Annotated in this window: 14 protein-coding genes and 1 riboswitch; of the genes, 10 read left to right on the top strand and 4 right to left on the bottom strand. The window is 69.6% G+C overall.

The annotated features are described in order from the left end of the window. Positions 1 to 22: 22 nt before the first annotated feature. Genes gcvP through gcvT form a run of 3 tightly spaced genes read right to left on the bottom strand, consistent with a single transcriptional unit; the run spans position 23 to position 4,380 of the window. Positions 23 to 2,881, bottom strand: a complete 2,859-nt coding sequence (gene gcvP, locus ABIE24_RS07045; protein ID WP_354498161.1) for an aminomethyl-transferring glycine dehydrogenase — start codon at positions 2,879 to 2,881, stop codon at positions 23 to 25. Further along, entirely contained in the window at positions 2,881 to 3,255 is a 375-nt protein-coding gene (gene gcvH / locus ABIE24_RS07040; RefSeq protein WP_354498159.1) for a glycine cleavage system protein GcvH, read from the bottom strand. The genes gcvP and gcvH overlap by 1 nt, the downstream gene beginning before the upstream one ends. 3 nt (positions 3,256 to 3,258) lie before the next feature. After that, the gene (gcvT, locus tag ABIE24_RS07035) at positions 3,259 to 4,380 is read right to left on the bottom strand and encodes a glycine cleavage system aminomethyltransferase GcvT (RefSeq protein ID WP_354498157.1); all 1,122 of its coding nucleotides are present in this window, start codon (positions 4,378 to 4,380) and stop codon (positions 3,259 to 3,261) included. 264 nt (positions 4,381 to 4,644) lie between these two features. Further along, positions 4,645 to 4,733, bottom strand: a riboswitch (glycine riboswitch). Between the two features lie 171 nt (positions 4,734 to 4,904). Between gcvT and ABIE24_RS07030 the strand changes: the two genes are divergently transcribed. The 6 genes from ABIE24_RS07030 (at position 4,905) to ABIE24_RS07005 (ending at position 10,705) form a co-directional block, all read left to right on the top strand. Next, on the top strand, positions 4,905 to 5,624 hold the full coding sequence (locus ABIE24_RS07030; protein ID WP_354498155.1) for an NUDIX hydrolase: 720 nt from the start codon (positions 4,905 to 4,907) through the stop codon (positions 5,622 to 5,624). Next, complete coding sequence (gene nadA / locus ABIE24_RS07025; RefSeq protein WP_354498153.1) at positions 5,621 to 6,919, top strand: quinolinate synthase NadA; 1,299 nt, start codon at positions 5,621 to 5,623, stop codon at positions 6,917 to 6,919. The genes ABIE24_RS07030 and nadA overlap by 4 nt, the downstream gene beginning before the upstream one ends. A gap of 2 nt (positions 6,920 to 6,921) precedes the next feature. Then, entirely contained in the window at positions 6,922 to 8,442 is a 1,521-nt protein-coding gene (nadB, locus tag ABIE24_RS07020) for an L-aspartate oxidase (RefSeq protein WP_354498151.1), read from the top strand. Continuing rightward, positions 8,436 to 9,302 (top strand): carboxylating nicotinate-nucleotide diphosphorylase, encoded by an 867-nt coding sequence (gene nadC, locus ABIE24_RS07015; RefSeq protein ID WP_354498149.1) that lies wholly within the window; start codon positions 8,436 to 8,438, stop codon positions 9,300 to 9,302. Before nadB ends, nadC begins: the two co-directional genes overlap by 7 nt. Further along, positions 9,302 to 10,441 carry a cysteine desulfurase family protein gene (locus ABIE24_RS07010; protein WP_354498147.1) on the top strand — a complete coding sequence of 380 codons (1,140 nt, stop codon included), beginning with the start codon at positions 9,302 to 9,304 and terminating at the stop codon, positions 10,439 to 10,441. The genes nadC and ABIE24_RS07010 overlap by 1 nt, the downstream gene beginning before the upstream one ends. Positions 10,442 to 10,504: 63 nt before the next feature. Next, the gene (locus tag ABIE24_RS07005) at positions 10,505 to 10,705 is read left to right on the top strand and encodes a hypothetical protein (RefSeq protein WP_354498145.1); all 201 of its coding nucleotides are present in this window, start codon (positions 10,505 to 10,507) and stop codon (positions 10,703 to 10,705) included. A 12-nt stretch (positions 10,706 to 10,717) separates the two neighbouring features. Here ABIE24_RS07005 and ABIE24_RS07000 read toward each other — a convergent pair whose 3' ends face one another. Beyond that, positions 10,718 to 11,539 carry a hypothetical protein gene (locus ABIE24_RS07000; protein ID WP_354498143.1) on the bottom strand — a complete coding sequence of 274 codons (822 nt, stop codon included), beginning with the start codon at positions 11,537 to 11,539 and terminating at the stop codon, positions 10,718 to 10,720. Between the two features lie 79 nt (positions 11,540 to 11,618). Here ABIE24_RS07000 and ABIE24_RS06995 point away from each other — a divergent pair, with 79 nt between their 5' ends. The 4 genes from ABIE24_RS06995 (at position 11,619) to ABIE24_RS06980 (ending at position 14,102) form a co-directional block, all read left to right on the top strand. Beyond that, positions 11,619 to 11,804, top strand: a complete 186-nt coding sequence (locus ABIE24_RS06995; RefSeq protein ID WP_354498141.1) for a hypothetical protein — start codon at positions 11,619 to 11,621, stop codon at positions 11,802 to 11,804. 72 nt (positions 11,805 to 11,876) lie between these two features. Further along, on the top strand, positions 11,877 to 12,224 hold the full coding sequence (locus tag ABIE24_RS06990) for a LysR family transcriptional regulator (RefSeq protein WP_354498139.1): 348 nt from the start codon (positions 11,877 to 11,879) through the stop codon (positions 12,222 to 12,224). A gap of 754 nt (positions 12,225 to 12,978) precedes the next feature. Beyond that, positions 12,979 to 13,455 (top strand): DoxX family protein, encoded by a 477-nt coding sequence (locus ABIE24_RS06985; RefSeq protein WP_354498137.1) that lies wholly within the window; start codon positions 12,979 to 12,981, stop codon positions 13,453 to 13,455. Continuing rightward, positions 13,452 to 14,102 carry an alpha/beta hydrolase family protein gene (locus ABIE24_RS06980; protein WP_354498135.1) on the top strand — a complete coding sequence of 217 codons (651 nt, stop codon included), beginning with the start codon at positions 13,452 to 13,454 and terminating at the stop codon, positions 14,100 to 14,102. The genes ABIE24_RS06985 and ABIE24_RS06980 overlap by 4 nt, the downstream gene beginning before the upstream one ends. Positions 14,103 to 14,242 lie beyond the last annotated feature (140 nt).

Raw genomic sequence — 14,242 nt, 5'->3', positions numbered from 1 at the left:
CCCGCGCGAGCCGCTGGTAGCCCTACTCGAAGGCCTCCGGCGGCGGGCAGGCGCACACAAGGTTGCGGTCGCCATAAGCGTTGTCGACCCGGCGCACCGGTGGCCAGTACTTCGTTCGCACCAGCGACTTCAGCGGGTACACGGCCTGCTCGCGGGTGTAGGCGTGCTCCCACTCCCCCTCGATGACCGACTGGGCGGTGTGCGGTGCGTGGACCAGCGGGTTGTCGTTCGCCGGCCAGGTTCCTGCGCCCACGGCATCCGCTTCGGCCTTGATCGCGATCATCGCGTCGATGAACCGGTCGATCTCGGTGAGGTCCTCACTCTCGGTCGGCTCCACCATGAGGGTCCCCGCGACCGGGAACGACATCGTCGGCGCATGGAAGCCGTAGTCGACGAGGCGCTTCGCCACATCGTCGACGGTCACGCCGGTGGCCTCCTTGAGCGGACGCAGGTCGAGGATGCACTCATGCGCGACCAGCCCGTTGTCGCCGGTGTAGAGCACCGGGAAGTGGTCCCGCAGCCGAACCGCGATGTAGTTGGCCGCGAGGACGGCGGCGCCGGTGGCCTGCTTGAGACCCTCGGCGCCCATCATGCGAACGTACGCCCACGAGATGGGGAGGATGCTCGGGCTGCCGTACGGCGCAGCGGACACCGGCCCCCCGGCATGGGCGTACGCGCCGTGGTCGTCGCGCTGCGCCATCGGGTGGCCGGGCAGGAACGGCGCGAGGTGCGCCTTCGCCGCGACGGGACCCACGCCGGGGCCGCCCCCGCCGTGCGGGATGCAGAAGGTCTTGTGCAGGTTGAGGTGCGACACATCGCCGCCGAAGTCGCCAAAGCGCGCGTAGCCGAGCAGCGCGTTGAGGTTCGCGCCGTCGACGTAGACCTGGCCACCGGCGTCGTGCACGGCCTGGGTGATGGCGGTGACCTCGTGCTCGTAGACGCCGTGCGTCGACGGGTAGGTGATCATCAGCGCGGCGAGCGTGTCGGCGTGCTGTGCGATTTTCGCGCGCAGGTCGTCGAGGTCGACGTTGCCGAGGTCGTCACAGGCGACGACGACGACCTTCATGCCCGCCAGAACAGCGGATGCCGCGTTCGTGCCGTGTGCGCTCGACGGAATCAGGCAGACGGTACGGTCGAGATCGCCGTTCGCGCGATGGTAGCCGCGGATCGCGAGGAGCCCGGCGAGCTCGCCCTGGCTGCCGGCGTTCGGCTGGAGTGAGACCGAGTCGTACCCGGTGACCTCGGCGAGCCAGCTCTCGAGCTGCTCGATGAGGCCGAGGTAGCCGAGCACGTCGGCTTCGGGAGCGTACGGGTGCAGCGAGGCGAACTCGGGCCAGGTGATGGCCTCCATCTCGGTCGCCGCGTTGAGCTTCATCGTGCAGGAGCCCAGCGGGATCATGCCGCGGTCGAGCGCGTAGTCGCGGTCGGCCAGTTGCTTGAGATAGCGCATCATGGCGGTCTCGGAGTGGTGCGTGTTGAACACCGGGTGCGTGAGGTACTCGCTCGAACGGACAAGGTCGGCGGGCAGCCGTGTGATTTCGGCGCCGAGCCCGGCGAAGGACTCGTCGCCCGAGAACCCGAACGCCACGACGACGGCGCGGAGCTCGTCTGCCGTGGTGGTCTCGTCGACCGAGATACCGACCGTGGCGTCGTCGACGAGATGAAGGTTGATCCCCAGCTCGCGGGCGCGCTCGAGAATCGTCGACGCCTTCCCCGGAACGTGCACCCGCAGCGTGTCGAAGAAGGACTCGCTTGCCAGCGTCAGCCCGTAGCCCGTGAGCACACCGGCGAGGGCGTCTGCGCGTGCCGCGGTCTCGGCGGCGATCCGGCGGATGCCGCCTGGGCCGTGATAGACGGCGTACATCGACGCCATGACGGCGAGCAGCACCTGCGCGGTGCAGATATTCGACGTCGCCTTCTCGCGACGGATGTGCTGCTCACGGGTCTGCAGGGTGAGGCGGTACGCGGGGTGACCGGCGGCATCCTGGCTGACGCCGACCAGGCGGCCGGGCAGCTGGCGTTCGAGTCCTTTACGCACGGCCATGTAGCCGGCGTGCGGTCCACCGAAGCCCATCGGCACGCCCAGCCGCTGGCTCGTGCCGACGGCGATGTCTGCGCCGAGTTCCCCAGGGGAGGTGAGCAGCGCGAGAGCCAGAAGGTCGGCGGCGACGACGACGAGGCCACCCTGCTCCTTGACGGACGCCAGAACGGATGCCGGGTTCCAGACAAGCCCGGACGCCCCCGGATACTGCACGAAGACGCCGAACGCGGCCTCGGGCAGCGCGGCGCCCCCAGCGAGGTCGACCTCGGCCAGCTCGATGCCGACAGCCTCGGCCCGGCTCGCGAGCAGTGCCTTGGTCTGCGGGAAGGCGTCGGCGTCGACGACGAAGACGTTGGTGCTGAGTTTCGAAGCGCGGCGGGCGAGGAGCATGCCCTCGACGACGGCGGTGCCCTCGTCGAGCATCGAGGCGTTGGCGGTGGTGAGGCCGGTCAGGTCGGTGACCATCGTCTGGAAGTTGATCAGCGCTTCGAGCCTGCCCTGCGAGATCTCCGGCTGGTACGGCGTGTACGCGGTGTACCAGGACGGGTTCTCGAGGACGTTCCTTTTGATGACGGCCGGGGTGATTGTGCCGTAGTAGCCCAGGCCGATCATCGACGTGCGCACCGTGTTCTGGTCGGCCAGCAGCCGAAGTTCGGCGATCGTTTCTCGTTCCGTGGCCGCGGCGGGGATCGACGAATTGAGAATTTCGGGAACGTGGATGGACTCGGGCACGGCGGCTTCGACGAGCGCGTCGACGCTGTCGTAGCCGACGGATGCCAGCATGCTCGCCTGCGCGGCGGCATCCGTACCGATGTGGCGTTCGGAGAAGAGTTCCGGCATTACTCGCCGACCAGCGCGGAGTATTCGTCCCAGCTGAGCAGACCATCAGGCGCTGCGTCGAACCGCACCTTGATGAGCCAGCCCTCGCCGAACGGGTCGCTGTTGACGAGCGACGGCTCGTCGACGACGGCGGCGTTGTTCTCGGTGACGGTGCCGTCGACGGGGGCGAACAGTTCGCCGACTGACTTGGTCGACTCGATCTCGCCGACGACGGTGCCAGCGGTGACCGCGGTCTCGGCCTCGGGAAGTTCGACGAACACGACGTCGCCGAGCTTGTCGGCGGCGTAGGCGGTGATTCCGACCGTTGCGACGTCGCCGTCGATGTCGAGCCACTCGTGCTCGGGCGTGTACTTCAGCGTGCTCTTGTCAGCCATGGGTTACTTCTTCCTTCGGTAAAACGGGAGCGGGGTGACGGTGGCCGGAATGGACGTGCCCCGCACGTCCACGGCAAGTTCGGTGCCTTCTTCGGCGAGGGTCGGGTCGACGTACGCCATCATGATCGGATGCCCGAGGGTCGGTGACAGGGCACCGCTCGTCACGGTTCCAACGACGGTGTCGCCGGAGACGACCGGGTAGCCGGCTCGTCCGGCGCGGCGGCCCTCAGAGACGAGGCCGACGAGGACCTTCGCGTTCTCGGCGGGACCCGTCTCCACGGCGGCGCGGCCGACGAAGTCGTTCTCCTTCGTGAGCGCGACGACGCGACCGAGGCCGGCCTGCACCGGCTGGGTATCGACGCCGAGTTCGTGGCCGTAGAGCGGCATGCCCGCTTCAAGCCGGAGGGTGTCGCGGCTCGCGAGCCCGGCCGGCACGAGGCCGTGGTCGGCGCCGGCCGCTTCGAGAGCGCGCCAGAGCGGTACCGCGCTGGTCGTGCGCAGGTACAACTCGAAGCCATCCTCGCCGGTGTAGCCCGTGCGGGCGACGAGGAGCGGAACCCCCTCGAAGAAGGCGTCGGTGGCGCGGTAGTACTTCAGCTCGTCCAGGGGCAGGCCGAGTTCGGTGATCCCCGCGGCCTGCTCGAGCACGGCGCGCGCGGAAGGACCCTGTACGGCGATCAGCGCGTAGTCGTCGCTCTGGTCGTCGACGGTGACGTCGAACCCGGCGGAGCGTTCCGTGAGCGCCGCGGCCGCAGCATCCCGGTTGCCGGCGTTCGCCACGACGAGGTAGGTCGTGTCGCCGAGGCGGTAGACGACGACGTCATCGAGGATGCCGCCGGTCTCGGTGAGGAGCAGGCTGTACTTGGCCTGCATCAGGTCGAGCGCCGACAGTTTGCCGGCGAGGGCTGCGTCGAGGAACGAGCCGGCGTCGCGCCCGTAGACGAGGATCTCGGCCATGTGCGAGAGGTCGAAGAGGCCGGCCGCCGTGCGCACGGCCGCGTGCTCAGCGAGGTCGCTGGTGTAGCGGACCGGCATCTGCCAGCCGGCGAAATCGGTGAAACTCGCCCCGAGTTCGGTGTGGACCGCATGAAGCGGGCTGGTGCGTTCTGGTACGGGATCTGACACGAGTTCTCCAGGTATCGCCGGGGCGATGGTCGCAAAAGCGGCTGCGGCACGCGAGGTGCCTTGGGAACTCCCCCTCTGTCATGGGCCTGAGAGTTTCGCGCGCCTCCGTCGCTGTGACGTGAGGCGGCTTTCACCGTCGGCGGAAGTTGCTGAGCGTTCAGATCTTGCATTCCGATCGGTGCTCACGAGGAGCGCCGATCTCGATACGGCGCTTCGCGCCTACTCGATCTGAATGCGCGGAGCGCATTCACTTTCCAGAGTGGCCAGTTCGATGCGGTACGTAGACCTGAGAGATTGGCAGGGAGGCTTGCTCCTTCGGTGCCGGGCAAGCCCGGCTCTCCCGCATCGCGTGTGCGGCCCGATATTCGATTTTCCCCCAGCCTACCGTGAGCGACACCGAGTCGGGCTCACGGCTCCGAAATGACATATTTCGCCGAACGTTATGTGTTCTGGTCATCTTGACACTAAGATGGAACCGAGTTAGAGTCACAGTGACTTTAACATGAGGGAAACGGGAGGACACCATGACCGCACACGCCGCCGCGGTAAGCCTCGCCGTCTCCACCGTCATCTTCGCGCTCCGCCCGCATGCCGAGACTGGCCGGATGACGGTCTGGATGCCGCTCGTCCGTCGCATCCGGGAACCGTTCGCCGGCCGGTGGGCGCTGCCGGGCGGGCCGCTCGAACCCGATGAAGACCTCGCGGAATCCGCCGCTCGCACGCTCGCTGAAACCACCCTGCTGACCCCGCAGTACCTGGAACAGCTCTACGCGTTCGGCAATATCGACCGCTCCCCCGGTGAGCGCGTCGTCTCGATCGTGTACTGGGCGCTCGTGCGGTCGGAGGAGGCCGATGTGGCCGTCGAGACCGAGAACGTGCGGTGGTTCGAAGCGGACTCGGTGCCCGAACTCGCCTTCGACCACAACCTCATCGTCGAGTACGCCCTGTGGCGCCTGCGTAACAAACTGGAGTACAGCTCCATCGCGCACGCCTTCCTCGGCGAGACCTTCACTCTTTCCGAGCTGCGCGAGGTCCACGAGGCCGTGCTGCAGAAACCCCTCGACCCGGCGAACTTCCGTCGCCAGATCGAGGGCTCCGGCCAGGTCGTTCCCACCGAACACCTGCAAACCGGCGGACGGCATCGCCCGGCCCGCCTCTACCGTTACAACCGCGCAGCGAACGACGAGAACAACGGTCCCCTCGGGGTCCGGGCGCTGCCGGGTCGCACCCAAGGAGCATCATGACCATCACCGCCTCTGTCGACCAGACCCTCACGCAGATTTCCGTCGGCGCGGCGCCCGGCGCAGCGTGCAGCCCCGACCTCGTCGCGAAGCCGTGGGTCTTCGACCTGCAACCGCCGAGCTACGGCCCCGGTTCGTCGATGGGCGACGTGATCCCGACCGGCTCGCCGCGGCAGGGCACGCTCCCCGCCTTCTACCGTGAGGCGGAACCCGAAGAACTCGACCGTCGCATCCGTGCCGCGAAAGAGGCCCTCGGCGACAGGCTCGTGATCCTCGGCCACTTCTACCAGCGCAATGAGGTGCTCGCCTACGCCGACTACGTGGGCGATTCGTTCCAGCTGGCGAACGCGGCTCTCGAACGCAGCGAGGCCGAGGCGATCGTGTTCTGCGGCGTGCACTTCATGGCCGAGACCGCCGACCTGCTCAGCACCCCCGAGCAGTCGGTCATCCTCCCCAACCTCGCAGCCGGATGTTCGATGGCCGACATGGCGAACATCGACCAGGTCGAGGAGTGCTGGGAACAGCTCGCCGACCTGTACGGAACCGAACCGGATGCCACGGGCCGTGTTCCGGTGATCCCGGTCACCTACATGAACTCCTCGGCCGCGCTGAAGGGATTCTGCGGGCGCAACGGCGGCATCGTCTGCACCTCGTCTAACGCACAGACCGTGCTCGAGTGGGCCTTCGAACGCGGCCAGCGGGTGCTCTTCTTTCCCGACCAGCACCTCGGCCGGAACACCGCCAAGGCGATGGGTGTGCCGCTCGAGCAGATGCCGATGTGGAACCCGAACAAACCGCTTGGTGGCAACGACGCCCAGGCGCTCGACGACTCCCGGGTGATCCTCTGGCACGGGTTCTGCTCGGTGCACAAGCGGTTCACCGTGGACCAGATCGCGAAGGCCCGCGCCGAATTCCCCGGCGTGCGCGTGATCGTGCACCCGGAGTGCCCGATGCCGGTGGTCGACGCCGCCGACGAGTCCGGGTCGACCGATTACATCCGCAAGGCGATCGAAGCGGCCCCGGCCGGCACGACCTTCGCGATCGGCACCGAGATCAACCTCGTGCAGCGACTCGCGGCGGAGCATCCGGAGCACACCATCTTCTGCCTCGACCCGGTGATCTGCCCGTGCTCGACGATGTACCGCATCCACCCCGGGTACCTGGCCTGGGTGCTCGACGCGCTCCTCGACGGCGAGGTTCTCAACCAGATCACCGTCTCCGACGACGTGGCGCTGCCGGCACGCATTGCCCTCGAGCGGATGCTCGCCGCGCGACCGCCCGTGCCGGCGGGAGTCTGATCATGGCCCGCGTGATTGTCGTCGGCAGCGGCATCGCCGGACTCACCACGGCGCTGTCCGCCGCGGCACACCACGAGGTCGTGCTCGTCACCAAGTCCACGCTCGGGCAGAGCAACACCCGGTACGCGCAAGGTGGGATCGCCGGGGTGATGTTCGCCGAGGACAGCGTCGAAGCGCACATCATCGACACCCTCGCCGCGGGCGCCGGGCTCTGTGACGAGGAAGCCGTGCGGGTGCTCTGCACCGAGGGTCCTGCCCGGATCCGCGAGCTTGTCGCCTTCGGGGTCGAATTCGACCGCACTGACGGCGAGTTCGCGCGGGGACGGGAGGCGGCCCACTCCTACCCGCGGGTGCTCCACGCCGGCGGAGACGCGACCGGAGCGCGGATCGAGGCGGCCCTCGTCGCCCGCATCCGCGAGAGCCGTGCCGCGATCCTCGAGGACACCTTCCTCGTCGACCTCGTTGTCGAGGACGGCCGCGTCGCGGGCGCGCTGCTGCGGTTCGCCGACGGAGAGGACAGGTTCATGCCCGCCGACGCCGTCGTCCTCGCCACCGGCGGCGCGGGGCAGTTGTTCCCGTACACGACGAACCCGGCCGTGGCGACCGGTGACGGGGCGGCAGCGGCGCTCCGCGCGGGCGCACGCCTCGCAGACCTGGAGTTCTACCAGTTCCACCCCACAGCGCTCACGACCGCCGAACGGTTCCTCGTGTCCGAGGCCGTGCGCGGCGAAGGCGCCGTGCTGCGGAACGCCGCAGGCGAGCGCTTCCTCGCCGCCGTCCACCCGGACGCCGAACTCGCACCCCGCGATGTGGTCGCACGCGGAATCGCCGCCGAGATGGCCGCGCAGGGCGGCCTGCCGGTTGTGCTCGACGCGACCATGCTCGGAGCATCCTTCCTGGCGAACCGGTTCCCGGTCATCGACCAGGCGGTGCGGGCATCCGGGATCGACTGGTCACGCCAGTACGTGCCGGTCAGCCCCGCCGCCCACTACTGGATGGGCGGCGTCGTCACCGACCTCGACGGCCGCACCACCCTGCCCGGGCTCTACGCCGTCGGCGAGGTCGCCCGCACCGGGGTGCACGGCGCCAACCGCCTCGCGTCGAACTCGCTCCTCGAAGGCGCCGTCTTCGGCGCCCGTGCCGCCCGTGCACTCGATACCGATGACGTTTCCGCCTGGCCGGCGCCCCCGCGCCCGGTCGTCACGATCGCGCGGAACCCGGTTTCGGATGCTCCGCCGTTCTCCCGCGCGGAGCTCCAGCGGGTGCTGTGGGACGCCGCCGGGCTGCTCCGCGATGGTGCCGGCCTCCAGCATGCGGCCGCCATCCTCGACGCCTGGTCGACGGCGCCGCTGCCGACCGACAGCATCCGTTCCCTCGAGGATCGCAACCTGCTCGTCCTCGGCAGGGAGCTCGTCCTCGCGGCGCTGGCCCGCACCGAATCCGTCGGGGCGCACGCCCGCTCCGACTCCCCCGCCGGTGTCCCTGCCACGGCGAAATTCCGAGAGGTCGCCCCCGCATGCTGACACTTCCCCAGATCGACCGTGTCGTCGCCGCCGCCCTCGAGGAGGACGCCCCGTGGGGCGACCTGACGAGCGCCACCCTCATTCCGGCGACGGCGACCGCGACCGCCGAGCTGTCCGCGCGTGAAGACGGTGTCTTCAGCGGCGGCGACGTGTTCGCCGCCGCGTTCCGGCTGACCGACCCGTCGATCGAGGTGACCCTGCTCGTCGACGACGGCGAGCGCTTCTCCCGCGGGGACACGCTGGCGCGTGTGACCGGCCCCGCCCGCGGCATCCTCCAGGCCGAACGGATCGGACTCAACTTCACCCAGCGGATGTCGGGGATCGCCACCCTGACGTCCCGGTACGTCGACGCCGTGGCCGGCACCGGCGTGAGGGTCGTCGACACCCGCAAGACCACGCCGGGGCTCCGGGCCTTCGAGCGGCACGCCGTGCGGTCGGGCGGCGGGTTCAACCACCGGTTCTCGCTGTCGGATGCCGTCATGGCGAAGGACAACCACCTCGCGGTGCTCACCGCGGGCGGCCTGTCGCTGACCGAGGCCCTGGTCGGGGTGAGGGCGCGGCTGTCGCACACCACCCACCTCGAGGTGGAAGTCGACCGGCTCGACCAGATCGACGAAGTCCTCGCCGCCGGCGTCGACACGATCATGCTCGACAACTTCAGCCTTGAGGATCTGCGATCCGGGGTCGAACGCATCGCCGGTCGGGCTATCGTCGAGGCGAGCGGCAACGTCACCCTCGACTCCGTCGGCGCGATCGCCGCCACCGGAGTCGACGTGATCTCCTCCGGCGCGCTCACCCACAGCGTTCCGTCGCTCGACCTGGGGCTGGACGTCTCGGTCAGCGCGAACCGGGAACCGTGATGCTGTACCTCGACTCCGCAGCGACCACCCCGGTGCGCCGGGAGGTGCTCGAGGCGATGTGGCCGTACCTCACGGAGGAGTTCGGCAACCCGTCGAGCCACCACACCGTCGGTGAGCGCGCGGCCGACGCACTCGCCGATGCCCGCAGCCGGGTGGCGGCGGTCCTCGGCGTTCGCGCCGGCGACATTGTGTTCACCTCCGGCGGAACCGAGGCCGACAACCTCGCGGTGAAGGGCATCGCACTGGGGTCCTCCAGGGGCAGGCACCTCGTCACCGCTGCCACCGAACACGAGGCGGTTCTCGAGTCGGTCGACTACCTCCGTCGCCTGCACGGATTCGAGGTCGATCTCGTCGAGCTCCAGCCGGACGGCATCGTGACCCCGGACGCGCTCGATGCCGCCATCCGGCCGGACACCGCCCTCGTCACCCTGATGTACGCCAACAACGAGATCGGAACGGTGCAGGACCTGGCCGCCCTCGGTGCGGTGACGAGCGCGCACGGCGTCCCGTTCCACACCGACGCCGTGCAGGCCGCGGGCTGGCTCGACCTGCGGGTCTCCGCGCTCGGGGTCGACGCGCTGAGCCTGGCCGGACACAAGGTCGGGGCGCCGAAGGGCATCGGGCTCGCCTGGCTGCGCGGCCGGTTTCCGGTCGAACCGCTCGTCCACGGCGGCGGCCAGGAACGCGGCCGCCGCTCGGGAACCGAGAACGTCGCCGCCGCCGTCGGACTCGCCATAGCTCTTGACCTCGCCGAGAGAGACCGGGCGGATGCCGCCGCCCGCGTGCGCGTTCTCCGCGACGAACTCATCGCCCGGGTCCTCACCGAGGTTCCCGGCGCCCTCCTCACCGGGTCTCCGACCTCCCGGTTGCCGAACTCGGCGTCGTTCTGCTTCCCAGGTACGAGCGGTGAGGCGGTTCTGCTGGAGCTGGAACGCCGCGGCATCGTCTCCTCGAGCGGCTCGGCGTGTGCGGCCGGAAGCGACGAGCCGTCACACGTCCTCACCGCCCTCGGCATCGCACCCGAGATCGCCCAGACTGCGGTGCGGTTCACCTTCGGAGCCGACCTGACCCGCGAGAACGTGGAGTCCGCGGTCACCGCGCTCACGGCATCCGTTCTGGCGGTGTCGGCGCTCGGCTGACTGCCCGGTTCGACGCGCCGGAGGGACCTTCCCTTTGTTCCGGGTCGGGCGTACCGTTTCGATATGGAGATCAACTCATCCGCCCGGAAGCCCTCGCGGCAGCGGGTGACGAGCGCCCTCAAACTGGACGATTCGACGGCCACCGAGAATCTCGACACCACCCGCCGCGACCTGAAAGACCTGCGGAAGCCACCCGGCCCGGTCGACGGCCTGCTTCCGCACCTCGCCCAGTTGCGCGCTGGCGAAGCGCCCCCTCCACCGTAATCGCAGCCGGCGTCACCGGCGAAGCCTCTTCCACGCCAGCAGGTGCTCGACCGTGACCCCGTCGTAACCGGGGATCGCCGCGAAGGCGGCACGGACTTTGGCCGCCTCGGCTTCGAGGACGACGCTGCCCTCATCGAAGAACGTGTGCTGCTTGCCGCCCGCGATCTCGGGAGTGTCCGTCTCGACACCGATGGTGAACCGGACTCCGGATGCCGCGGCAGCGAGCACGACGGGCGTCGCCAGTTCGAGGATCCCGCCTGTTCCCTCAGCATGGTCGGAGTAGGCGAGGATGGCCACGGAGTCGAGGTCGCGGACGATGGCGTCGAAAACGCTACCGCTCCCGTGGGGCGTCCGGGCCAGCCAGCAGGGCAGATCGGCGCCCACGGTGATCGGACCGGCTGACGCGCGCACGGTTTCGACCAGCCGGAGAAACCCGGGCACGAAATGGGCAGGATCGACCGTTTCCTCGGTCCACGGTTCGACGTCGAGTTGCACCGCCGGGAACGCGGCGGTGGCGCGGGCATCGGTGAGCCAGGTGGCCGCGAGAGTCGGGCGGTCGAACCATTCCGGAGTGCCGCCAAGCACCGCCACGTCGACTCCGGCTTCTGCCAGGGACGCGACCGCATCGGCGAACCAGGTGCGCATCGGTTCGGTGTGTGTCGACCACGGCGCATTGCAGAAAACCCGGTCGAGGCGCTTGCTGCGGGCGAACTCCGCGATCGCCCGCGGCGCCAGGTCGGGCTGGCCTCGGCCTCGTTCGTCGACGGCCGGGTCCACGGAGTTGCCCCACACCCAGGTGCCGGTGATCGCGGAGGCTGGGGAGGGAGAAGACACAAGAACCACATCGTGGAGCACCGTCGCCGGAAAAGCAAGGCTCTGGCGGATGCACGAGCGGTGCTCCTATCGTGAGGGCATGGATACCGACACGTTCGATGACGCAACGCCCGACGATTCTCCTGACCAGACATCCACCCCGGCGTCCGACCGGACCGACGTTCCGCTGACGGCTGCGGGTGAACGTTCCACCACGATCGACGAGGACGACGACGGAATCCTCCCCACCCCGGAGCCCACGGATGGCGGCGCCCCCGCCCCGTGACGGAATCCGCCCTCACAACGGCGTAGCCTGAACCTGTGGCCGCGTTCCTCGCGGCCGAACGGAAGGCCGCTCATGGACACCATTGCGCTCCGACGCTTTGTGGTCGCCGCCGAGGAGTTGCACTTCGCGCACGCGGCGAAGCACCTCGACATCCCGCGCTCGACGTTGATCGCTTCGGTGAGGGAACTCGAGAACGAACTCGGCACTCCCCTCTTCGACATGGGAGCGTCGACCACGACCCTGACCGCGGCAGGCCGCGCCCTCCTCGCCGACGAGCAACGCAAGGCGGATGCGACGGCAGCGTCGGTGCAGAACCGGCCGCAACCCGCCGGAGGCAAGGCGAAGGCGTCGAAGGGCAAGGGGCGCGCGCCCGCCGTCAAGGGCCAGCCGCGCCCGGGCAAGCGACGCCAGTCGCGCTGAGCGGCCGCTCGCGCTGAGCGGCCGCTCGCGCTGAGCGGCCGCCGATCCCTCGCCGCCGGTGGAATCATCCGCTCGCGCGGGTGTCCCTGCACCCCGCGCCTGCAATTGCACCCGCGCGGAGCCATCCGACCCGCGCAAGGTCGACGGATGCCGCAGCGTGGGATCAGCGACCCCGCTGCCGCCGATCACTATCGCCCTGCCGCCCTTCCGGCCGCTGACCCCCTGCCGCCGGTGGAATCATCCGCTCGCGCGGGTGTCCCCGCACCCCGCGCCTGCAATTGCACCCGCGCGGAGCCATTCGACCCGCGGAAGGTCGACGGACGCCGCAGCGTGGGATCAGCGACCCCGTACCGCACCCGAAAGGTTGGGCCCCCGCGCAACCGGAAGGGTTGGACACGGGCGCGGGCTATTTTGCATCGCGCGGGTGCAGTAGCCCCGGCGCGGCACCATTACACCCGCGCAGGGCGACGGATGCTACAGCGCGGGCGGGCGGGCGGGCGGGCGGGCGGGCAGGCGGGCGGGCAGGCGGGCGGGCGCGCGGGCGGGCAGGCAGGCGGGCGGGCGGGCGGGCAGGCAGGCGGGCGGGCGGGCAGGCAGGCAGGCGGGCGGGCGGGCGGCGGATGCCGCGAGCAGGCGGGCGGGCGGGCGGATGCTACAGCGCGGGCGAGCGGGCGGCGGATGCCGCGAGCAGGCGGGCGGGCGGGCGCGAGTTCGGAGCGCGTGCCGCCTGAGACCGCCGAGTAGGCTGAAAAACATGACCGATCAGGATGTTCGCCCGGCCATGCGCCGCACCTCGATCGCCGCGACGATCGCACAGGTGGCGCTCGGCGTGTTCCTCCTTCTCGCCGGCATCGGGCACCTCACGGTCGCCCGGGAGGCATTTCGGGCGCAGGTACCCACCTGGCTGCCGCTCGATGTCGATTTCGTCGTCGTGGCATCCGGTGTTGTGGAAATCCTCCTCGGACTGGCACTGCTCCTGCTCTGGCGTTGGCGGATTCCGATCGGCTGGGTGGTCGGCGCGTTCTTCGTCGCGGTCTTCCCCGGCAACGTCTCCCAGTTCACCACCGGAACGGACTCGTTCGGGCTGAACGACGACCTGAGTCGGGGTATCCGGTTGCTGTTCCAGCCGCTGCTCGTCATCTGGGCCCTGTGGTCGACCGGGGCCTGGCGGGCGTGGCGGACCTCCCGGAGGGCTCTGGCTGCCGAAGAAGCCTCAAGGGAGCGTCCATGATCATCGACGTGCCCACCTCACTGGGCCCCGGCCGGCTCACGGTCAGCACGGCTGCGGACCCGAGGGCCCTCGTCTGGCTCGGGCACGGAGCCGGCGGAGGAATCGGAGCCGTCGACCTGGCCGCGCTCGCCGCTCGGCTTCCGGCGCTCGGGATTTCGGTCGTCCGGTACGAGCAGCCGTGGCGCGTGGCGGGCAAGAAGGTGGCGCCGAGGCCGGCCACCCTCGACATCGCCTGGCGCGAGACCGCGCCGGCGATCACGGAGCTCGCCGCCGGACTGCCGCTTCTCGTCGGCGGCCGAAGCGCAGGAGCGCGCGTCGCCTGCCGCACGGCGAACGACCTCGGTGCTGCTGCCGTCGTGTGCCTGGCCTTCCCTCTGCATCCGCCCGGGCGGCCGGCGGTGTCCCGCCTCGAGGAACTGGTACAGCCCGCCGTGCCTGTGCTCGTGCTCCAGGGCGATCGCGACACCTTCGGCACGGCGAGCGACATCACGTCGGATGCCGTCGGCCACCGCAACATCCGGGTGGTCGAAGTGCCCGGTGCCGACCATGGCATGAAGGTACTGAAGTCGTCGGCGATGACCGCGAGCGATGTGGCCACCCTGGTCACGGCATCCGTCGGTCAGTTTGTGGACGAGGTGCTCGGCTGACCCTCCGGTGAGTGCTCTCCGGTGACGCGAACGCACCTTATGCGCGGGCGGTTTCAAGCGGTCATTGCAACAGCACCTGTTCGATGACTTCGGCCGGCTTCGCGAACTCGAGTCGTTTGCGGGGCCGGTCGTTCATTTCC

The sequence above is a fragment of the Mycetocola sp. 2940 genome (assembly GCF_040548835.1).
In the GTDB taxonomy this organism is placed as follows: domain Bacteria; phylum Actinomycetota; class Actinomycetes; order Actinomycetales; family Microbacteriaceae; genus Mycetocola_A.
The sequence above is the reverse complement of the archived record's forward strand: the minus strand, read 5'-3'. Positions and strand labels throughout refer to the sequence as shown.